This window comes from Streptomyces sp. BF23-19 (assembly GCF_041106355.1).
Taxonomy (GTDB): domain Bacteria; phylum Actinomycetota; class Actinomycetes; order Streptomycetales; family Streptomycetaceae; genus Streptomyces; species Streptomyces virginiae_A.
The window spans coordinates 69,487-88,907 of the sequence record NZ_JBGBPT010000029.1 but is presented as its reverse complement, the minus strand read 5'-3'; the positions used below and the strand labels follow the sequence as shown (position 1 = coordinate 88,907).

18 protein-coding genes and 3 tRNA genes are annotated in these 19,421 nt (G+C 67.0%); 11 read left to right on the top strand and 10 right to left on the bottom strand.

Going from position 1 to position 19,421, the window contains the following annotated elements; all coding sequences use genetic code 11:
* Positions 1-98: 98 nt before the first annotated feature.
* From AB8A24_RS18555 to AB8A24_RS18540, 4 genes are all read right to left on the bottom strand, one after another.
* Positions 99-2,021, bottom strand: a complete 1,923-nt coding sequence (locus tag AB8A24_RS18555; protein ID WP_369476706.1) for an ABC transporter ATP-binding protein — start codon at positions 2,019-2,021, stop codon at positions 99-101.
* A complete protein-coding gene (locus tag AB8A24_RS18550; RefSeq protein WP_328963447.1) occupies positions 2,018-3,751 on the bottom strand; it encodes an ABC transporter ATP-binding protein in 1,734 nt (577 codons plus the stop codon). Before AB8A24_RS18550 ends, AB8A24_RS18555 begins: the two co-directional genes overlap by 4 nt.
* A 133-nt stretch (positions 3,752-3,884) precedes the next feature.
* Entirely contained in the window at positions 3,885-5,348 is a 1,464-nt protein-coding gene (locus AB8A24_RS18545; protein WP_328963448.1) for an FGGY family carbohydrate kinase, read from the bottom strand.
* 93 nt (positions 5,349-5,441) lie between these two features.
* Positions 5,442-5,747, bottom strand: a complete 306-nt coding sequence (locus tag AB8A24_RS18540) for a hypothetical protein (RefSeq protein ID WP_030715494.1) — start codon at positions 5,745-5,747, stop codon at positions 5,442-5,444.
* Between the two features lie 145 nt (positions 5,748-5,892).
* Here AB8A24_RS18540 and AB8A24_RS18535 point away from each other — a divergent pair.
* The 3 genes from AB8A24_RS18535 to AB8A24_RS18525 all read left to right on the top strand — a co-directional run bounded on the left by AB8A24_RS18535 (position 5,893) and on the right by AB8A24_RS18525 (position 6,310).
* Positions 5,893-5,965: transfer RNA gene (locus tag AB8A24_RS18535), tRNA-Asn, on the top strand.
* 5 nt (positions 5,966-5,970) lie between these two features.
* Positions 5,971-6,043, top strand: a tRNA-Asn gene (locus AB8A24_RS18530).
* 190 nt (positions 6,044-6,233) lie between these two features.
* Positions 6,234-6,310 (top strand) — tRNA-Ile (locus AB8A24_RS18525).
* Positions 6,311-6,433: 123 nt separating this feature from the next.
* Here AB8A24_RS18525 and AB8A24_RS18520 read toward each other — a convergent pair.
* A complete protein-coding gene (locus AB8A24_RS18520) occupies positions 6,434-7,999 on the bottom strand; it encodes a tyrosine-type recombinase/integrase (RefSeq protein ID WP_369476703.1) in 1,566 nt (521 codons plus the stop codon).
* A 418-nt stretch (positions 8,000-8,417) separates the two neighbouring features.
* Here AB8A24_RS18520 and AB8A24_RS18515 point away from each other — a divergent pair, with 418 nt between their 5' ends.
* Positions 8,418-9,446 carry a recombinase family protein gene (locus AB8A24_RS18515; RefSeq protein ID WP_369476701.1) on the top strand — a complete coding sequence of 343 codons (1,029 nt, stop codon included), beginning with the start codon at positions 8,418-8,420 and terminating at the stop codon, positions 9,444-9,446.
* Here AB8A24_RS18515 and AB8A24_RS18510 read toward each other — a convergent pair.
* Positions 9,443-10,216 carry a hypothetical protein gene (locus tag AB8A24_RS18510; RefSeq protein WP_369476699.1) on the bottom strand — a complete coding sequence of 258 codons (774 nt, stop codon included), beginning with the start codon at positions 10,214-10,216 and terminating at the stop codon, positions 9,443-9,445. The genes AB8A24_RS18515 and AB8A24_RS18510 overlap by 4 nt on opposite strands.
* 9 nt (positions 10,217-10,225) lie before the next feature.
* Positions 10,226-10,750 carry a hypothetical protein gene (locus tag AB8A24_RS18505; protein WP_327385508.1) on the bottom strand — a complete coding sequence of 175 codons (525 nt, stop codon included), beginning with the start codon at positions 10,748-10,750 and terminating at the stop codon, positions 10,226-10,228.
* Positions 10,751-11,405: 655 nt separating this feature from the next.
* On the opposite strand from AB8A24_RS18505, the gene AB8A24_RS18500 reads away from it, so the two are divergent.
* The 3 genes from AB8A24_RS18500 to AB8A24_RS18490 are packed head-to-tail and all read left to right on the top strand — an operon-like array spanning position 11,406 to position 13,734.
* Positions 11,406-12,527: a ParB/RepB/Spo0J family partition protein gene (locus tag AB8A24_RS18500; protein WP_369476697.1), complete on the top strand. Its 1,122-nt coding sequence runs from the start codon at positions 11,406-11,408 to the stop codon at positions 12,525-12,527.
* Between the two features lie 59 nt (positions 12,528-12,586).
* Positions 12,587-12,928 (top strand): hypothetical protein, encoded by a 342-nt coding sequence (locus AB8A24_RS18495; protein WP_369476695.1) that lies wholly within the window; start codon positions 12,587-12,589, stop codon positions 12,926-12,928.
* Positions 12,925-13,734, top strand: coding sequence for a class I SAM-dependent methyltransferase (locus AB8A24_RS18490; protein ID WP_369476693.1), 810 nt, complete (start codon positions 12,925-12,927; stop codon positions 13,732-13,734). The genes AB8A24_RS18495 and AB8A24_RS18490 overlap by 4 nt, the downstream gene beginning before the upstream one ends.
* A 622-nt stretch (positions 13,735-14,356) precedes the next feature.
* Here the strand turns inward: AB8A24_RS18490 and AB8A24_RS18485 are convergent.
* A complete protein-coding gene (locus AB8A24_RS18485) occupies positions 14,357-14,662 on the bottom strand; it encodes a hypothetical protein (protein ID WP_369476691.1) in 306 nt (101 codons plus the stop codon).
* Positions 14,663-14,705: 43 nt separating this feature from the next.
* Positions 14,706-15,407 carry a hypothetical protein gene (locus AB8A24_RS18480; RefSeq protein ID WP_369476689.1) on the bottom strand — a complete coding sequence of 234 codons (702 nt, stop codon included), beginning with the start codon at positions 15,405-15,407 and terminating at the stop codon, positions 14,706-14,708.
* A gap of 136 nt (positions 15,408-15,543) precedes the next feature.
* On the opposite strand from AB8A24_RS18480, the gene AB8A24_RS18475 reads away from it, so the two are divergent.
* The 3 genes from AB8A24_RS18475 (at position 15,544) to AB8A24_RS18465 (ending at position 18,176) form a co-directional block, all read left to right on the top strand.
* Complete coding sequence (locus AB8A24_RS18475; RefSeq protein WP_369476687.1) at positions 15,544-16,200, top strand: ParB N-terminal domain-containing protein; 657 nt, start codon at positions 15,544-15,546, stop codon at positions 16,198-16,200.
* Positions 16,193-17,602, top strand: a complete 1,410-nt coding sequence (locus AB8A24_RS18470) for a ParB N-terminal domain-containing protein (RefSeq protein ID WP_369476685.1) — start codon at positions 16,193-16,195, stop codon at positions 17,600-17,602. The genes AB8A24_RS18475 and AB8A24_RS18470 overlap by 8 nt, the downstream gene beginning before the upstream one ends.
* 64 nt (positions 17,603-17,666) lie before the next feature.
* Positions 17,667-18,176 (top strand): hypothetical protein, encoded by a 510-nt coding sequence (locus AB8A24_RS18465; RefSeq protein ID WP_369476683.1) that lies wholly within the window; start codon positions 17,667-17,669, stop codon positions 18,174-18,176.
* Positions 18,177-18,224: 48 nt separating this feature from the next.
* On the opposite strand, the gene AB8A24_RS18460 is transcribed toward AB8A24_RS18465, so the two are convergent.
* Positions 18,225-18,470, bottom strand: a complete 246-nt coding sequence (locus tag AB8A24_RS18460; RefSeq protein ID WP_369476681.1) for a hypothetical protein — start codon at positions 18,468-18,470, stop codon at positions 18,225-18,227.
* A gap of 414 nt (positions 18,471-18,884) precedes the next feature.
* On the opposite strand from AB8A24_RS18460, the gene AB8A24_RS18455 reads away from it, so the two are divergent.
* Entirely contained in the window at positions 18,885-19,421 is a 537-nt protein-coding gene (locus AB8A24_RS18455; protein WP_369476680.1) for a hypothetical protein, read from the top strand.

The window sequence follows — 19,421 nt, the reverse complement described above, 5'->3', positions numbered from 1 at the left end:
ACCCCTACCAGCTGATGGCAGGGGTCACCGTCACCGATCCGCTTTAGGCCGTCCCTTTCCGGATCTTGCCGGGCCCGGCAAGATCCGAAAGAGACGACCTAGTCGACCTCGGCCACCGCCTGCGCGAACTGCGCCGCGTACAGCCGGGCGTACGCGCCGCCCGAGGCCAGCAGCTCCTCGTGCGTGCCCTGCTCCACGATCGATCCGCTCTCCATCACCAGGATCACGTCCGCGTCGCGGATCGTGGACAGCCGGTGCGCGATCACGAAGGACGTACGGCCGCGCGCGAGGCGGGCCATCGCCTTCTGGATCAGCACCTCGGTACGGGTGTCCACCGAGCTCGTCGCCTCGTCGAGCACCAGGATCACCGGCTCCGACAGGAACGCCCGGGCGATGGTGATCAGCTGCTTCTCGCCCGCGCTGACACCCGCACCCTCGTCGTCCAGCACGGTGTCGTAACCGTCCGGCAGGGTGCGGATGAACCGGTCCGCGTGGGCGGCCCGCGCCGCCTCCTCGACCTCGGCGCGCGTGACCTCGCGCGAAGCACCGTAGGCGATGTTCTCCGCGATGGTGCCGCCGAACAACCAGGTGTCCTGGAGCACCATGCCGATGCCGTCGCGCAGTTCCTCGCGGGTCATCTTCGCGATGTCCACCCCGTCGAGGGCGATCTCCCCGCCCGTGACCTCGTAGAACCGCATCAGCAGATTGACCAGCGTGGTCTTGCCCGCGCCCGTCGGGCCGACGATCGCGACCGTGTGGCCCGGCTCGACCGTGAGCGAGAGGTTCTCGATCAGCGGCTTGTCGGGCTCGTAGCGGAAGGCCACCTTGTCGAAGGTGACCTGACCGCGCAGCTCCTCCGGACGCTCCGGAACCTCGGCGTCCGGCTCCTGCTCCGGCGCGTCCAGCAGCTCGTACACCCGCTCCGCCGAGGCGACACCGGACTGCACGAGGTTCGCCATCGAGGCGACCTGCGTCAGCGGCATCGAGAACTGCCGCGAGTACTGGATGAAGGCCTGCACGTCACCGATCGACAGGGTGCCGGAGGCGACCCGGAGCCCGCCGACGACGGCTATCAGCACGTAGTTGATGTTCGAGATGAAGAACATCACCGGCTGCATGATGCCGCTGACCAGCTGCGCCTTGAAGGAGGCCCGGTACAGCGACTCGTTCTGCTCGGCGAAGACGGCCGCGGACTCCCGTTGCCGGCCGAAGACCTTGACCAGGCCGTGGCCCGAGTACATCTCCTCGATGTGGGCGTTGAGTGCGCCGGTCGCCTTCCACTGCGCCACGAACTGCGGCTGTGACTTCTTGCCGATCTTCGCGGCGACGAAGACCGACAGCGGTACGGTCACCAGCGCGACCAGCGCCAGCAGCGGCGAGATCCAGAACATCATCACGAGCACGCCGACGATGGTCAGCAGCGAGTTCAGCAGCTGCCCCATCGTCTGCTGCAGCGTCTGGCCGATGTTGTCGATGTCGTTCGTGGCCCGGCTGAGGACCTCGCCGCGCTTCTGCTGGTCGAAGTACGACAGCGGCAGCCGCGACAGCTTCGCCTGCAGCTCCTCGCGCATCCGGTAGACGGTGCCGTTCATGACGTGGTTCGACAACCTCGTCGCGACCAACATCAGCAGGCCGGCCAGGGTGAAGACCACCAGCGCCCAGATCGCGACGACCCCGACGGCGCCGAAGTCGATGCCCTGCCCCGGGGTGAAGTCGGTACCGGCGAGCATGTCCGCCATACCGTCCTGGCCCCGGGCGCGCAGGCCGTCCAGCGCCTGCTGCTTGGTGGTCCCGGCCGGCATCTCACGGCCGACGATCCCCGCGAACACCAGGTCGGTGGCCTCACCGAGGATCTTCGGGCCGACCACCGCGCAGCCGACACTGCCGACGACGGCCGCGACCATGCCCCAGATCTTGGCCCGGTCGTGCGCGAGCTGCCGCAGCAGCCGCTTGCCCGAGCCCTTGAAGTCCATGGACCGCTGGGCCGGCCCCATCATCATCCGTCCTCCGGGCCCGCTCATGCGGCCTCCGCCTCCGTCAGCTGGGAGAGCACGATCTCCCGGTAGGTCTCGTTGTCGGCCATCAGCTCGTGATGGCGTCCCTCACCCACGACCTGGCCCTCGTCCAGGACGATGATCCGGTCGGCGTCCCGGATCGTGGAGACCCGCTGGGCGACGATGACCACGGTCGCGTCCTCGGTCTCGCGGGCGAGCGCCGCGCGCAGCGCCGCGTCCGTCGCGTAGTCCAGGGCCGAGAAGGAGTCGTCGAAGAGGTAGATCTCCGGGCGCTGCACGAGCGTGCGGGCGATGGCCAGACGCTGGCGCTGGCCGCCGGAGACATTGGTTCCGCCCTGGCTGACCGGGGCGTCCAGACCACCCTCCAGCGCGGAGACGAATTCCCTGGCCTGGGCCACCTCCAGCGCCTGCCAGAGCTCCTCGTCGCTCGCGTCCGGGCGCCCGTAGCGCAGGTTGGAGGCGATGGTCCCGGAGAACAGGTACGGCTTCTGCGGCACCATGCCGACCGTCCTGGCCAGCAGGTCCGGGTCGAGTGCGCGGACGTTCTCCCCGTCGACGAGGACCTCGCCGCCGGTCGCGTCGAAGAGCCGCGGGACCAGGCCCAGCAGCGTGGACTTGCCGCTTCCGGTGGAGCCGATGACCGCCGTGGTCTCGCCGGGGCGGGCCACCAGATCCACCCCGCGCAGCACCGGGGCCTCGGCGCCCGGGTAGCGGAAGTCGGCGCCGCGCAGCTCCAGGCGGCCGCGGCGGGTGAGTTCGCGCACCGGGTCCTTGGGCGGGACCACGCTGGACTCGGTGTCCAGGACCTCCTGGATGCGCTCGCCGCAGACCTCGGCGCGCGGCACCATCATGAACATGAAGGTGGCCATCATCACGGCCATGACGATCTGCATCAGGTAGGCGAGGAAGGCCGTCAGCTGGCCGATCTCCATGCCGCCGCTGTCGACGCGCATCGCGCCGAACCAGATGACGGCGACGCTGGAGATGTTCACGACCACGATGACCGTGGGGAACATGTAGGCGAGCAGCTTGCCGGCGGCCAGCGAGACGCCGGTCAGGTCGGCGTTGGCCTCCCGGAAGCGGTCTTTTTCGTAGTCGTCGCGGACGAAGGCACGGATCACCCGGTTGCCGGTGATCTGCTCGCGCAGGACCCGGTTCACGGTGTCCAGGCGCACCTGCATCCGGCGGAACAGCGGCCGCGTCCGGAAGACGATCGCGCCGACGGCGATCCCGAGCACCGGGACCACGGCGAGCAGGACGCCCGACAGCTTCACGTCGAGCGAGAGCGCCATGGCGATACCGCCGACGCACATGATCGGGGCCGAGACCATCAGCGTGAAGGTCATCAGCACCAGCATCTGGACCTGCTGGACGTCGTTCGTCGTACGGGTGATCAGCGACGGGGCGCCGAACTGGCCCAGCTCCCGCGCCGAGAAGCTCTGCACGCGGTCGAAGATCGCGGCGCGCAGGTCCCGGCCGAAGGCCGCGGCCGTACGGGCGCCGTAGTAGACGGCGCCGACGTTGCAGACGAGCTGGACGAGGGAGACGCCGAGCATCAACGCGCCGAAGCGCAGGATGTAGCCCGTGTCGCCGTTGACGACACCGTTGTCGATGATGTCGGCGTTGAGTGTGGGCAGGTAGAGGCTGGCGCTGGTCTGCAGCAGTTGCAGCAGGACCAGCACCGCGATGGGTTTCCGATACGGAACCAAATGGGTCCGCAGAAGTCGTATGAGCACGCGCAGGCTCCGGTCGGCACGATCGAGGGGTTCGACCCATCTTGGGCCAACCGGCCCTGTGATCCCCACCCGATTTCGCAAAGGCCGGTCAAAAGGACCAGCCCACCCCGACCATCGCCCTAGGGACGGACCCCTAGGGACGGACCCCTTGGAACGCCCCGGGGTGGATCTGCTCGCGCGTGGCGATGTACTGCTGGCGTACCCCCTGCCACGCCGCGAATTCCTCGCCCGGCTCGAAGACCTGCGCCGACGCGGCCGGCCAGACCGGCGGGGTGTGCGGGGCCAGCGTGCCCTGCGCCACACCGAGCGCCCAGGCGGCCTGGCGCGCCGCGCCCAGCGCCGCGTAGTCGGCCGGCGCCGGTACGACGACCTGCGTGCCGAACAGCCCGGGAGCCGCGGCCTGCACGGCGGGCAGCTCGGCCGCCGCGCCCAGCAGGAACACCCGGCGGATCTCGACCCCGCGCGAGCGCAGCACGTCCAGCGCGTCCACCAGCCCGCACAGCATGCCCTCGAAGGCGGCCCGGGCCAGGTGCTCCGGCTTCATCGAGTCCCGGCGCAGCCCGGACAGGGTGCCGGCGGCGTGCGGCAGGTTCGGGGTCCGCTCACCCTCCAGGTACGGCAGGAGTACGAGGCCGTGCGCGCCCGGCGTCGACTTCAGCGCGAGCTCGGACAGCCCCTCCAGATCGGTGCCGAGCAGTTCGGCGGTGCCGCGCAGGGCCCGTACGGCGTTGGAGGTGTTCACCACGGGCAGGTGCATGCCGCCGGCGTCGGCCAGCGAGGTGACCAGCCCACCCGGCTCCGACACCGCCTCGTGGTGCACCGCCATCACCGAACCGGAGGCACCGAGCGAGACCACCGCGTCGCCGGGCCCCAGCCCCAGCCCGAGCGCGGCGGCCATCGTCTCGCCGGTGCCGGCCGATATCAGCAGCCCCTCGGGCGTGGTCCCGGCGGCATCGGCCGGGCCGAGCACCTCGGGCAGCAGCGCCCGGTGCCCCAGCGCCAGCTCGACCAGGTCGGGGCGCCAGGTTCCGGTGGCGGCCGACCAGTACCCGGTGCCGGAGGCGCCGCCGCGGTCGGTGGTCCGCCGGGCGGGGCGGCCCAGCAGCTGCCAGACGAGCCAGTCGTGCGGGGACATCAGCACGGCGATCCGGCGGGCCGCCTCGGGTTCGTTGCGGGCCAGCCACGCCAGCTTCGCGACCGGCTGGGCGGAGTGCGGGACCGAGCCCACCGCCTCGACCCAGTGGTGCCGGCCGCCGAAGGCTTCGATGAGGTCGGCGGCGGCGACCTGGCCGCGCTTGTCGTTGCCGACGAGGGCGGGACGCACGAGGGCGCCCTGCGGGTCCAGCGGCAGCAGGCCGTGCTGCTGTGCGGAGACCCCTATGGCCTGGACCCCTTCGAGGAGTCCGCCGCCGGCGGCCTCGCCGAGCGAGAGCAGCCAGGCCTGCGGGTCGGTCTCGTGCGGATTCGCGCCGTCCGGTTCACCCGTGGGCTGTGGATGGGGTGCGTACCCCTGGCGCAGCACGGCGCCGGTCTCGGTGTCACAGACGACGATGCGTGTGAACGCGGAAGAGCTGTCCAGCCCGGCGACTATCCCCATGCGGTGAATTCTGCCGCACGCGGGGCCGGACGCGACCGGTCCGGAGCCCCCGGAACCTCATGGATCCCGTGGGCCCCAGGCGTGTACTGCCGATCAGGTGTTGCTCGTGCCCCAGTCGTCCTCACCCGCGCCGCCGCCGACCCGGTCGCGCAGGCCCCGTACCCGCCCGGCGAGCGAGTCCGGGACGGCGTCGCCGACCTTCTGGCTCACCGCGGTGAAGGCCTTCCCGGCGAACTCGCGCCCGGTCTGCCCCGCGGTCTCGGCGGCGTTGCGCACCGCCGGGTTCTGCGCGAGCTGGCGGGCGGACTTCCGCAGCTGCTCGTAGCGCTCGCGTCCGGCCCGGGTTCCGAGCACGTACCCGAGGGCCAGTCCGACCACGAACGTGACCTTGTACCGCATGCCTGTCACCCTTCGTCGTGTGGTGCCCGGCCCGCTGTCGATACCGATTGGCGGAGCACCCCCCTGCTTGCGCTAATCTATGACTCGCAACGGGCACTCGCCCCCCGGCAACGCCGGAGGTGGGCTGTTCGATGCACCGCAGCAATCCCCTGTAGCTCAATTGGCAGAGCAGCCGGCTGTTAACCGGCAGGTTACTGGTTCGAGTCCAGTCGGGGGAGCGCGGTCCCCTGTAGCTCAATTGGCAGAGCATTCGGCTGTTAACCGGAGGGTTGCTGGTTCGAGTCCAGCCGGGGGAGCAAGGAAGAAGAAGAGGACCCCGAGGGGTCCTCTTCTTTTCTTTGTCGCCCCGTCCGGGAACCGGACAGCCCTCGGCGCGGTCTCTCTGAACAGGCGAAGCCGATCATGCGAGGCATCCGAGGCAGGAGATCGTATGAGCGGCTATGCTGCGGCAGACGGCGCGCACACGTGTACGCGCCACGCCGTGAAGGGGCGGTAGCTCAGCCGGTTAGAGCAGCGGACTCATAATCCGTCGGCCGTGGGTTCGAGTCCCACCCGCCCCACCACCGCTTGAGGGAGCAGAAACGTTCTGACCAGCGTCTTAGCTGGCAGGGCCAGAAGCTCCGGGGATCTTGACGGCTCCTGTCGGTAGATTTTTCATGATCGACAGGACGAATTGAGGACGCAGGTCAGGCGGCGTCCCCAGCCTCAGCTGCGGACGCCCGCTTGGTCGCCCTCCCCTTCCTCGCGTTGGCGGCCCTCTTGGGCTTGCTGGGCGCCTCCTTCGAAGCCCGCGGGACCATCGCCACCGTCGACTCCGCCTCGGCCGTGAGCAGCTGTGGCAGCACGCTCGTGTAGGTGTCTGACGTGATCTGCCGGGAGCTGTGCCCCAGGCGCTCCTGGACCACCTTGATGTCGTTCTTCGCCAACAACGACAACGTGGCTGAGATGTGGCGCAGATCGTGCAGCCGCACAGGAGGCAGCCCCGACAGCTCGACCAGCCGCTTGAATCGGCGGCTGACCCAGTCCGGGTGGTACGGCTCGCCGTTCTCCTGGGTGAAGACGTGGTCGGATTCCACCCAGGCGTCCTCGCCGGACCAGGCTTCCCGCTCGGCAGCCTGCGCCTTCCTCCAGGCGCCCAGAACGTCGGCCGACTCCTCGCTGATCGACATGGTGCGCACGCTGTCGGCTTTCGGGGCTTCGCCGTACGTGCGGTAGGCCACCTCCACGATCTGCGCCGAAACACGCAGCGAGAGGGAGGCGAAGCTGACCTCCGGCCAAGGGAGCGCGCACATCTCGCCGCGGCGAGGCCCGAGGAAGATGAACGTGTGCCACAGCGGGTAGAGACGGTCCTCGCTGATGAAGTCGAGGAAGGCGCCGGTCTGCTGGGGCGTCCAGACCATGACGGGCGAAGGCTTCTCGCCGGTCCGCTCCCAGCGTTCAACACGCTCCGGCGTCCAGACCAGTGCCTTGGGGCGCTTGACGGAGGGGAGTTCGACCAGCTGCGCGAGATTGGTGGAGTAGTCGCCGCGTTTGATGCCGCTGCTGAAGAAGGAGCTGAGGGTGTCGTTGATGCGGTGCATCGTGGTGGCGCTGGTGACCTTCCGCATACCCTTCCGGCCGGCGCGGAGTGCGGCGTTCGCTGCCAGCCACGCCTGCCGCGTCAATCGGCGGGCCTCCTTGTCGCCCGAGGCGCGTACCCATGTCGTGTGGGCCGTGTCGCGGGCCTGCGTCAGCTCCACCACCTTCGCGTGGTGGATGAGACGTTCTGCGTTCTCGCGCTCGATGGCGGCGTAGATCGCTTCGATGTGGCGGAGCTTGAGGTCGCGCCGCTTCACATGCCCGAGGTGGGGCAGGTGGTAGAGCGCCACGTGCTCCTCATAACCGTGCAGGGTCGTGCGCGCCAGGCTCTTCTTCCGCTTCAGCCACGCTGTGAGATCTTCGCCGACAGTGGCGTTGCTCAGGACGTCAGTACCGCGGTCGGCGTCCCGGTAGACCGCGGCGGCCTTTTGCTGTGCCGCCTCCTTGGTCGCGAACCCGCCCTGGCGCACTCGCTTTCGCTCGCCGCCCTCACCGGCCTCCAGCTCGAAGTAGAAGTACCAGCGGCCGTGGCCCTTCTGCGGCAGCTTGGGGCAGCTGGCACCGAGCATCTTCACCACCGGGTCGCCGCCGGCGTCGAATATTGGATTCCCTCTGTCATCGAGTGCCTCGCCCTTGCAGGCGCAGCGCCGCTGATAGGTGGGATTGAACGACATGAGGGCCCCCTCCTGATGTGGATCTGCGTGTCGATCCTTGCCAGATCTTGTTCATCTTGCCCCAACACTGGAGTGTTGGAGTATTCTTATGTCCAAGTTGGCGCGGGGGAGAACGCGACGACGAGATGACAGTGAAAGAGAGTTCGGGAACCGGCTCCGCAGCCGCTGGGATGACCTTGGAGGAGCTTCTGGCCCTTCCGCCGACGGTGAACGTGTCGACGGCGGCTCGGGCGCTCGGCATCGGTGTGCACAAGGCTTATGCCTTGATCAAGTCGGGTGAATTCCCAGTGAGGACGCTGCCGCTCGGCGGTACGACGCGCGTACCAGCTGCCGCGTTGTGGCGTGTACTGGGCGTTGAACCGCCGGGCCGCTAGCTGCGGCAGCGGGTGTCGATCTTGAGACGCAACGTGCCATTGGTATGGACCGTGACCTAGGATCGGCCCGCCACGAGGGAGAACGAGAAGAGATCGGACGGAACCGCATGCCACGGCTCTACGGATTCGCGGACAATTCGCGGCGCCGCCTCCACGAAGACGAGGTCGGGCCGCTGCGAGAGATGGCCAGCCGTGCCCTTCTGGACCCTCCGCAGTCAGACCAGGACATCGCAGTGTGGGCCAACGCCCAGGGCTACCGGGGGACCCTGGGGGGTGAGTGGAAGGATGCGAGTGTCGGCCGCCTCCTGAAGAACCCCGCTATCGCTGGACTCAGGCGCGAGGAGAACGGCGAGCTGGTCGACGCAGGCCACCCCGGGGCCATTACATCTGCGGAGTTCACGGCCCTGGAGGAGCGCCGTGCCAAGCGGAAGACGGCGAAGCCCGAAGCCCCCTACGGCTACCTCCTCACCGGAGATGTAGGGGGTCTCGCCTCGTGCGGGAAGTGCAAGCAGCACCTGACGGGAGCTCGCAACAACGCGGGGAGCCCGGGGTATCGCTGCCGCCCGAAGGACAAGCAGGGGCGCGGAGGTTGTGGAGAGGTCCGGGTCGACGCCGAGCTTCTTGAGACGTACGTGGCCGAGTACCTCGTTGCCGAGCTGCTGAAGCCCGGCGTCCGGGCAAGCATCGAGGCCGCGCAAGAGGCCGTTCGGGCGCAGGTCGTCGGCCTCAAGGAGGCGATCGCCGAACAGGAGGAGCGAGGGCGGGAGGCGGCCGACCTGTACGGCCGTCGACAGATATCCCGAGATGCCTTCCTCACCGCCCAGAACGCCGTGAACGAAGAACTCAAGGTCAGTCGGACGCGCCTGCGGTTCGCGGAGCAGATGGCGAACTTCCAGCTCGGCGGGGCCTCCGACGCGGTTCGCTGGTGGAACACGGCCCCGCACGCCTCCAAGCAGGCCATCGCCCTGCTCTTCCTGGAGGGCGTACGGGTGTTCCCGGCCAGCGCGCGGGGAGTGCGAACCATCGAGCCCGGCCGTGTGGTGCTGGACTGGCGGAAGCTGCCGGGCCGTTAGGCCGCGAGCTGGTCGTCCTTCCGCTGGGTAAGCCGTCGGCCGACCATGGCCATCGTCAGGCCGGTGATCAGGGCCACTGTTGCCAGGCCGGCGAGGAGGGGGGAGACGATCTCTTCATACCGCAGGGGCCATGGGTGGCGAAGGTAGTGCAGTACGAGGTACGAGCCCTTGCTGATGGCGTAGGCGGCGCCCAGAATGGCTGCGGCTGCTGAGGTGGTAAGACCTCGCGCCGTCCAGGTGTGACCGCGGCGGGCCGTCGAAAGGGCCATGCCGGAGCACAGGAACGTGATCTCGCCGCAGGTGATGGCGACGTAGGTCAGGTAGACCAGGAGATAGACCGTCACTCCAGGCTCCTCCGCGAAGCGGGTGGTGATCTCTACCTCTGGCCCAATCGTCGCGATGAACAGCAGCAACATCGCGGCCAACACGACGATGCCGAGAGCGACGCGGGCGTACAGGCTGGCCCTCAGGACCTCGTGGTTATAGGACCAGTCCACCAGCATCAACTGGAGGCCTCCGCACCACAGCACGACGCAAATATGAGTACCGAGCCTGGCGGAGTTGTTCACACCCGTCAGGTCTTCGAGCAGGTGCTCGACCGCCGGTACGGCCATAAGCACGCCGACCGTGGCGACACCGAAGCCAACGGCGCGAGCAGCGCGGGCGATCCGATACTCGCTTCGGTTGCGCAGACGCCGGGCGTCTCGGGCGGCGTGCCAGGTCCCTACGATCCCGACCAGGGTGCATATGCCAAAGACGATGCCATCCATGATGGTGTTTCAGAGTCCTTCCAGGTCGGAGACGGCCCGGTCGGCAGCCTCAGTAAACGACAGGCGGCGGCGCCGGCCGGGGCGCGGCGGTTCCACCATGGGCGGCAGCTCCGGCACCTCGGGAATCTTGGTGTCGGTCTTGCCGTGCCGCCTTCGGATCGCGCGCGCGGCCTCCAGCAGCTCTGCTGCCCCGTCGTCCCCCAGATCGTGGATGAGCCGCAGCGCCTCTCGGGCATCCGCTGAGGCTTCGTAGACCTCCAAAGAGGTCAGGCCGTTGTACCTGGGGAGGAAGAAAGCTACCGGAGCATCGAATGCCCTTGCGAGTCCGAGGAGTTGTGATGTCTTCGGGTCACGCTTCTCGTCGTTGAGGAGGTCATTGATGACCTGGTGGGTCATCGCCGGCTTCCCGCCGGGGGTGGCTGCGGTAGCCCGCTCCAGGGTCCGCACGCTGGGCCTCCGCCCGGTGCGAGCGGCCTTCCGACGCAACAGCAGTGCCAGCTTGCTTGCCAGTGAGATGTCGGCGTCGGGGGCCATAATTGGGGTCCTTCGTGGCGGCCGCCCGAGCGGCCGCGATGGGTGGCGGACAGGTTGGCTGGATCCTGGCCAGTCCCATGCGGAACCGGTCAGTTCGATCCATTGTCTATCTTTATTGACATTAGGTCACTCTCCGAAGCAGGATCAATGAGATCCGTTGAGTCGCATGTTAGAGGTGGGGTCGCCCTCACCTTTTTGGCCTGCGGCCGATGCAGGTGTCTGTGCACAAAGGTGTGCCGCATACGTGTTTGTGTAGGGATCTAAGTCCTGCTGCGGGGAGCTGGGGGAATTGTGCGACACGGAAGGGTACGGCGTGGCGGTCGAATTGGAGCGGGTGCTCGCGCGATTGGGGGAGTCGCGCAGGGAGGGGTGCGTAGACCTCGGGGAGATCGGAGCGCATGAGGTACTTGCCGCCCTTGCGGTTGTGGCTCCCGAGGCGGTTGTGTGCGGACCGGTGCTGGCGTCGGCCGGCTCCTGCGGCAAGGTGAGTGGATAGGGGCGGCTCTTGAAGCCCGGTGCGACCTTCGCGGTCGTGCCGGGCTTTTGACGTGCGAAATCTTCCGGCCAGTGTGGACCCACCTTCTGAATGCATATAGAATAGAAACAGAAGGAGCGGGGAGAAACCCTCACTCCGAACGACCTCTTGGAGAATCAGATGGGCACCAAGAACACCAGCCTGAAGCTCGTTCAGATCCACCGCAACGAGGGCCAGCCTCGCGAGCACTTCGATGCGGCCGAGCTCCAGGAGCTGGCCGACTCGATCAACGAGCACGGCCTGCTCCAGCCGATCGTCGTCCGCAAGCGCGCGGCCGGCGGATTCGAGATCGTCGCCGGTGAGCGACGCTTCCGGGCCAGCCAGATCGCGGGCAAGATCACCATCGACGCCCGGATCATCACCGGCGCCGACGGTGAGGCCATCGATGACGCGGCCGCCTTCGAGAAGGCCATGGTCGAGAACATCACCCGGGCCGACATGCTGCCGCTCGAAGAGGCCAAGGGCTTCAAGAAGCTCCTCGACATGCAGGGGGCGGACATCGCCCCGAAGGAGGCGATCCAGGCCGTCGCCAAGAAGGTCTCGAAGACGGTCCCCTACGTGAACGCCCGCCTCGCCCTTCTCGGCCTGCGACCCGAGGTTGCCACCGCCGTCAACCTGAACCACATCGGCACCCAGGCCGCCGTGCAGATCGCCGCCCTGTCGAAGGACAACCAGAAGGGCGTCTTTGAGAAGTGGAAGAAGGGCGACCTGACCGACAACCAGCTCGTCCACATCGCCTACGCCCTGCGTAAGCAGGAGACGGCGGCGACCCAGCAGTCCATGGTCGACGTCGAGGAGATGACCCCCGAGCAGAAGGCGGAGCGCACGAAGGAGACCGCCAAGGCCAAGAGCGCACTTGACGAGATCGAGCGCCTTTGCGGCCTGCTGGAAGGCATTGCGAAGACGGACGCTCAGCACCTCTCCAAGCTGTTCACCGGGGAGGTCGCCCAGCGCCTGGAGCAGCTCGACCGTGCCGCCAAGCACCTGGAGAAGGCGCGCTTCCAGGTCCGCCAGGCCGTCGCCCACGCGGAGGCCAGCTCCATCATCGTCAGCGCCGAGGCGGAGGCGCCGGACCTCGCCGCAGAGGCCGAGGCGCTGGTAGCAGCCGCCACCAACGGCGCAGACGCCGAGGGCACGGAGGCCGCTGAGGCGGACCTGGCGAGCGCCGCCGAGCCGCAGGCCTCCGAGGGTGAGCCGGAGCCGACCGACGTCGCCGCAGAGACGGCCGAGTCCGCAGCCTGACCAACCCTCCAGGGCGGGCGGCCCCCAACGGGCCGCCCGCCCCTTTCAAGGAGCCCGCAGTGATCAACGAAATTCACTCCATGCGCAACGTCCGCGAGGGCCTCTTCTCGGCCCCGACGCCGGGCAACGCCCTCAAGGAGTACGACCCGGAAGCCCAGAGCCTCGTCGAGCGCGCGGCGGCCTGCCTCATCCTCGCCCGCGCCGACCAGGGTGACGAGGCTGCCCGTAAGGCAGACGACCTCACCCGCCGCGCTACGGCCGAACTCCTCCGCGCCGCCGGCGGGTCCGTCGACACGCGGTTCGCGCTCATGGTTACCGCCCGGCTCGTCGAACTCGAAGCCGAGCTGGTGCAGGCGCGCGCCGCTTCCCGTGTCCAGGACGGAAGCGAGGGCCGATCGTGAAGATCGACGCCGACGTACTCGAAGCCATCCGGTCCGCACGCTGCGAAGGGGCGGACCTGCATCTCACCGGCCAGCTCGAAGACCGCCTCTACCAGCGCGTGAACCTTGCCCTCTCGGCGGTCGGCGGAAGGTGGGACCGCAGGAAGCGCGGCCACATCTTCCCCGCCAACGCGGCCGACGCCGTCGCCGGTCTGCTCGCAGAGGGGGAAGTCACCACCGACTCCGAGCGTGGCTACTTCCCCACGCCGCCTGCGCTCGTCGACGAGATCCTCGACCTTGCCGACCTGCAAGCAGGGCAGGAAGTCCTCGAACCGTCCGCTGGTACCGGCGCCATGGCCGAGCGGATCGCCGCTCGTGGCAGCGTGGTCGACTGTGTCGAACTCGCCCCGGGCCGCGCCGAGATCATCAGGAGCCAGGGCTACGCCCGGCAGGTGACCGTCGCCGACTTCCTCACCCTGCCGGTGTCCGCACGCTACGACCGGGTGGTCATGAACCCGCCGTTCGCCAAGCAGCTCGACATCCGCCACGTGCAGCGCGCATTTCGATGCGTCCGCCCCAACGGGCTGCTTGTCGCGGTCATGTTCGCCGGCCTCGCCTTCCGGACCAACGCGCTGGCGGCGGACTTCCGTAGCCAGGTACGTGAAGCCCGCGGCACCATCACACCGCTGCCGGATCACTGGTTCAGGGGCGTCCGCACCGTCTTGACCGTGATCCCTGTGCGCCCGCAGCTCTCCGAGCTGGCAGGGCGTCGTACCGCCGAGGCGCCAGTATCGGAGCAGAGGGCATCTCAGGACGGCCTCTTCTGACACCAAAAGATAGATACCAACACTGTGAAGTGTTAGTGTCTACTTGCTGGTCGGCGGTACGAGGACGCCGACCAGCGACGCCGTGGCATGCGGCAACTCCTCGGTGCCTGGCGGGTGGCCAACCCCCCGCGCCCTACCCGCCAGGCATCGGCTCCGCATCAACGCGGGGCCAGGAGGCCGCCCTCCGCTACCTCATCACCCTCACGAACCCGCCCCAGCGAGAGCGGGTTCCGTGCACAAGGAGCGTCACGTGGACGACGAGCCACTCGATCCGGACTACCGCGGTCACCCCGCGGACTACCCGCTGTACCTCCGGCTTCTCGCCGAACGAGACGGGCTCCCTGTGAGGCTCCGGCCCGCCCGGCCAGACGCTGAGGGGCCGCGAAACCTTGCCGCACTAGATGTGGCAATTGATTGTCGGGCAAAGAGCCGAGCATCGTGAAAGACCGAAATCTTAGCGGCATCGAAGTGGGCCGTTGGAAACTCATGCTATCTGGCTCGCATCCTGTGAGACTTGTGCCTGATTTCTGAGATCTACCGCTAAAGAAGCGCGAGTTGGGAAGCCAAGCGGATCGTTCGTCCGGATTTACCAGTTTCCTTCCCTCTCTGCGGGTCTAGTCGGCTAGCCCTTACCGGGGTGATCTCCCTTGTATCCCCTGTGGTAGCAAACGGTCACCACAACTCCGACGCAGACTTCAACACACCCACCCAGAGGGGCGTTGGCTACAGGTCGCAGTCGCACTGGGATGGACAGTTCGATTTCGTCCCGTTCGTCGGCTTCTGAGCCCAGTTGCTCTTGAGCGTTCATCAGGACCTGGTCGATGAAGGTGTTCGCGAACGTCTCAGGTGTTTCGACCAGGTTCCTGGCGGGGAGGCCCTCAGGGTTCATCATGTGATCCTGAAGGTATTTTCTGGTGAGCTTCGCCATGGTCTTCTCCCTTGAGGTGCAGGCACTTGATGCGCATGGCGGCCTAGCGGCCTGACTCTCCAATCCCTACTATCCCCACGCGACAGTCTGTCCTGTGAAAGCAGATCCGCTTGCCGGCCACCTCGGCGCACAGCTCGACACAGGCATGCAGAGGCGCCTTGGGTACAGGTCGTAGTCGCACTGGGATGGACAGTTCGATTTCGTCCCGTTCGTCGGCTTCTGGGCTCAGTTGCTCTTGAGCGTTCATCAGGACTTGGTCGATGAGGGTGTTCGCGAACGTCTCAGGTGTTTCGACCAGGTTCCTGGTGGGGGGGCCTTCGGGGTTCATCATGTGATCCTGAAGGTATTCCCTGGTGAGCTTCAGTGTGCCCCTCCCCCTAGCGGATGGGCGGTATGAATCGTACCCGGGGCACCCGCGGATGGGGTGCCTGTGGTAGCAGAGATCATCTTGGCCTCTCAATGGGATACGTATTTCGATGCAGTTGGGCGACGGCGTGCTGATCACAGGTCGCAGCTGCACTGGAACTGACAATTCGATTTCGTCGCACTCGTCGACTCCGGATTCCAGTTGCTCCTGAGCCTTCAATAGGATCCGATCGATGAGTATGTCCGCGAAGGTGCCTGGCGTTTCGACTAGGTTCCTGGTGCCTCCTTCGGGGTTCATGATGTGATCTTGGAGGTACTGTCTGGTAAGCCTCGGCATGGCCTCCTCCTCATCGGCCCTGACATTCAGGTCTTCTGTCAATCGGGCCTCGGCTTGACTAAATTGACCGGCGGGAACGCTTCCACGCAATCGACCAGTCCGGCGCTGGCGTCATCTAGGCTGGCCGTAGCTAGGGCGCGGGGGAGACGTCTAGCAAAGGACACCAAGCATGAGTGCCATGCGCGCCAGAATCGCTGAGGAGCTGGTGCCCCTCGCGGTGCCGGTTGTGGATCTCGTCCCGTATCACCGCAACCCGCGAAACGGCGACGTCTCGGCGATCTCTGAATCGCTCTCCGTCAACGGGCAGTACAAGGCGATCGTCGCCAACAGGGGCAGTCGCACGGGACGGCCCGGAGAAATCCTGGCCGGAAACCACACATACCGAGCGGTCGTTGAACTCGGTTGGGACCAGATTGCAGCCACGTGGGTGGACGTCGACGACGAGGCAGCTGCACGCATCGTCGTTGTCGACAACCGGACTTCCGACCTCGCCGGTTACGACTCTGCTCTCCTTGTGGAGATTCTTGAGGAGCTCCCCGATCTTCAGGGTACGGCTTTTGACCAGACGGCGCTCGACGAACTCCTCGACACCATGCTGCCGTCCGTGCTTCCCGCCGAGACCATCACCAACGACGGCGACAAGATCAGGGACGAGCACCTCCAGTGGGGCTTCATTCAGTGGGGCGCCACCCGCGTCCAGATCACCGCCGCCGAAGTCGACCGCCTGAACACGTTCCACACCGCGTACTACGAGCGCCGTGGTACCGACTCGGGGTTCGCCCACTACCTGCTCGACAGCGGCCAGAGCCCCGATGGGGAGGCCGGCGATGCCTGAGTTCGTCGAGGAGTTCCCCCTCACACGCCTCAAGCCCGCCCCGTACAACCCGCGGCGCCTGTCCGAAGACGCCTTCGAGCGGCTGAAGCAGTCCCTCGCGCTGTTCGGCTGCGTCAAGCCGGTCATCGTCAACGGCAACGGCATCCTGATCGCAGGCCACCAGCGCACCAAGAGCCTCAAGGCCAACGGAGACCAGACCGTTCCCGCCCTGCTCTTGAACAAACACGTCACCACCCACGACGAGGTGCAGTTCAACCTGCTGCACAACTCCGTTGAGACGGAAGGGTCCCGAGTCGTGGCGTCCAGCGCCACCGAGGACATCCACGGCTGGCATTGGCTCCAGCCTGAGGACATCACCGTCGTCGCCCGCAGCAACGCGGCCGTCCAGGAGGAGATCCGCCGCCTCGTGACCCGCTACGGCCCGTGGGGCTCGATCGTCGCCGACTCCGCCGGCCGCGTCATCCTCAACAACGACTACGCCGTCGTCGGACACGACCTGAAGTACCCGGTTCTCTGCTACCGCGTATCGGTCCAAGAAGCCGACGAGCTCATCGAATGGCTGGAGGGAGACTACGGCGTCTACGACTACACCCAGCTCGGCATCAAGGCCTACAACCAGCACTGGTGCCAAATGCACCGGCTCGGCGGAGACGAAGGCGACTCCCACAAGTCGACCACCTACGAACGCTACGTCCTGCCGGAACTCAAGCGCGGCCAGCGCATCGTGGACTTCGGCGCTGGCGAAGCCGCCTACATCAAACGCCTCAAGGAGCAGGGCTACCCGGCGCACTGGTACGAACCCCACGTCAAGGCCTCCGGGAAAAAGAACGCCCTCGACATCGCGGCGACCGTCTCCCACATCCGAAGCCTGCAGCGAGACGTGCAGGCCAACGGCCTCTACGACGTCGTCGTCCTCGACAGCGTCCTGAACTCCGTCACCTCCCTGGAGTTCGAAGAGCACGTCATCGCCACCTGCAACTCGCTGCTCTCCGGCCACGGCGTGTTCTATACCGGCACGCGCTCCCGCGGCTCGATCGAGAAGAAGGCGGCGGGGCGCAAGCACCGCAACAACGGCGCCTACCGGCGGGCTCTGGAATTCCTGGACGAGAACAACTTTGCTGCCACTTTCCGCAGTGGTGTCTGGACCATGCAGAAGTTCCACACCCCAGAGACCCTTCACGCCCTCCTGGCCAACTACTTCGCCGAGGTGCAGATCCTTGGTAACCCCAACGGCGGCAACATCTACGCACGATGCCGCCGGCCGCTGCCGCTCGACTCGAGTGTGCGCCGTCGGGCGCTCGAAGTTGAATTCAATATGGAATATCCGCAAGGGTACCGGCATAATCGCCATAAACCCCTCGTGGAAACCCTCCTGGAGGCGTGCGAGGGGCGAAATGCTTGAATTTTGGATTCCTGCAATTCATATATAATTGAAGGGTGGGCATTTCATCAATTGAGGGGGATTTATGAGTACGCCAACCATTCGAATTGAGCAAGGGGAGAGGCGCTATCACTACCTCTGGCTCAAGTACGTCACGGGCATCGACCTGACCCAGCACTGTGCCCGCTCCCTCCACGGCCCCTACAGCCGTGCCGTCCAGGCCGACGCTCCCCGAGACCTCACACTCACCCTCGACGAGCACCGGCACGCCATCGCCTTCTACCTGTGCGGCGTCACGACCAACCCCTACCGGTGGGAGGACAACCCGCACCTCGCCTTCGAGTCCGCCCCGGGCTACCACGTGGAAATCCAGGTCAAGGACCTGAAGGTCACGCTCACCGACGCGCGCCCCATCCCCTTCACCGCGCGACACATTCCAGCCGACGACCCCCACGCCACCGACAGGCAGTTCAAGACCTGCCGGAACTGGCAGTTCGCCCACCACCTGCGCGCCGCCGGCGTCGTCACGATCCCAAGCGAACGCCCCCGCGGTCTCGGCACAGGCAGCGTCGCCGGACAGCTACCGCTTATGTAGAAGGATCGTTGGGCGGGCTCCCGAGCCCGGGGGCCCGGCCAACGAGGATCACGACTCCGGCCTCCCGATGGGTTCGCCGTCGTCCCCGCCGTTGTCCTGGTGGCCGCCTGCGCCACCGGCCTCCGGCGCGTCCTCGGCGGAGGGGCTCTCGCCCCTCCACGCATCGGAGACCTTCCGCCCCGCGGAGATGAGCGAAGCGCACTGACGCAGGATCTGGGTGAGGAAGAGCAGTGTGAGCGAGATGACCCCGCTCCAGCCCACGATGATGAGCGTGGCCGCTGAATCCGCCGGCATTCGGCGTCCCTTCAAGTCGGGGCCGTGCCGAACGCCCGACTCCGTCGATGCACTCGGTACGACCACATGGGTGGTCAAACCGAGTTCCATCCGACGCTGAAACCTGAATGCTGCTTACTGGGCGCAGCGTTCCTTCGACTGGGGTCTTGCGGAGCCCGCCTTGCTCTGACGGGGCCTCTTCGCTTACCAAGCCAGCACTCGTCGGAATGCTCAGCAGGTACAGCTCGCGACTGGCTGCCACCGGGACTACCCAGGGCAACGCGAATCTCCGTCGATCACGCTAGCAGCGGGCACCGCCTGATGTGGCCGATCGCCGGAAAGCCGCAGCAACCAGCAGGCACCGCGGGCGCTCGCGACAAGGTGCGATCATGGACGTGGGCGTGGGGGCGCACCGAGCAGTGGAGGAGCCCCGCCGTGGGACGCCCCGACAAGGCCCAGCGTGCGGCCATCGCGCGCCGCCGCTCGGACGCCATCGACCTACGCCTCGCCGGCGTCGACTGGCTCACGATCGCCAGAAAGCTGGCCGCCGACCCCGCCGTCAACTCCGACCGCGTCGCCTATCCCCAGGGCTACGGAATCGAGCGGTACCGCAAGGGTCAGGAACCGCCCGAGGATCAGGCCCTCATTCACGCCGCGTGCCGTGACGTACGCAAAGCCCTGGACGATCGGCGCACCGAGCTCAACGACGACGTCGACGAGATGCGCGCGCTGGAGGCCGACCGGCTGGACCGGCTGTTCTTCGTCGCCTACAAGAAGGCCGTCCGCGACCAAGACCTCGCTGCGATCGACCGGACTCTGCGGATCATGGAACGCCGCGCCCGGCTGCTCGGCCTCGACATGCCCACCAAGACCGAGGTCGCAGGCCCCGACGGCGGACCTGTCCACGTCGCTAACACCACCGTCGACGAGCTTGCTGCCTTGATTGATCTCACGGACCAGGCCAGCAGTTGA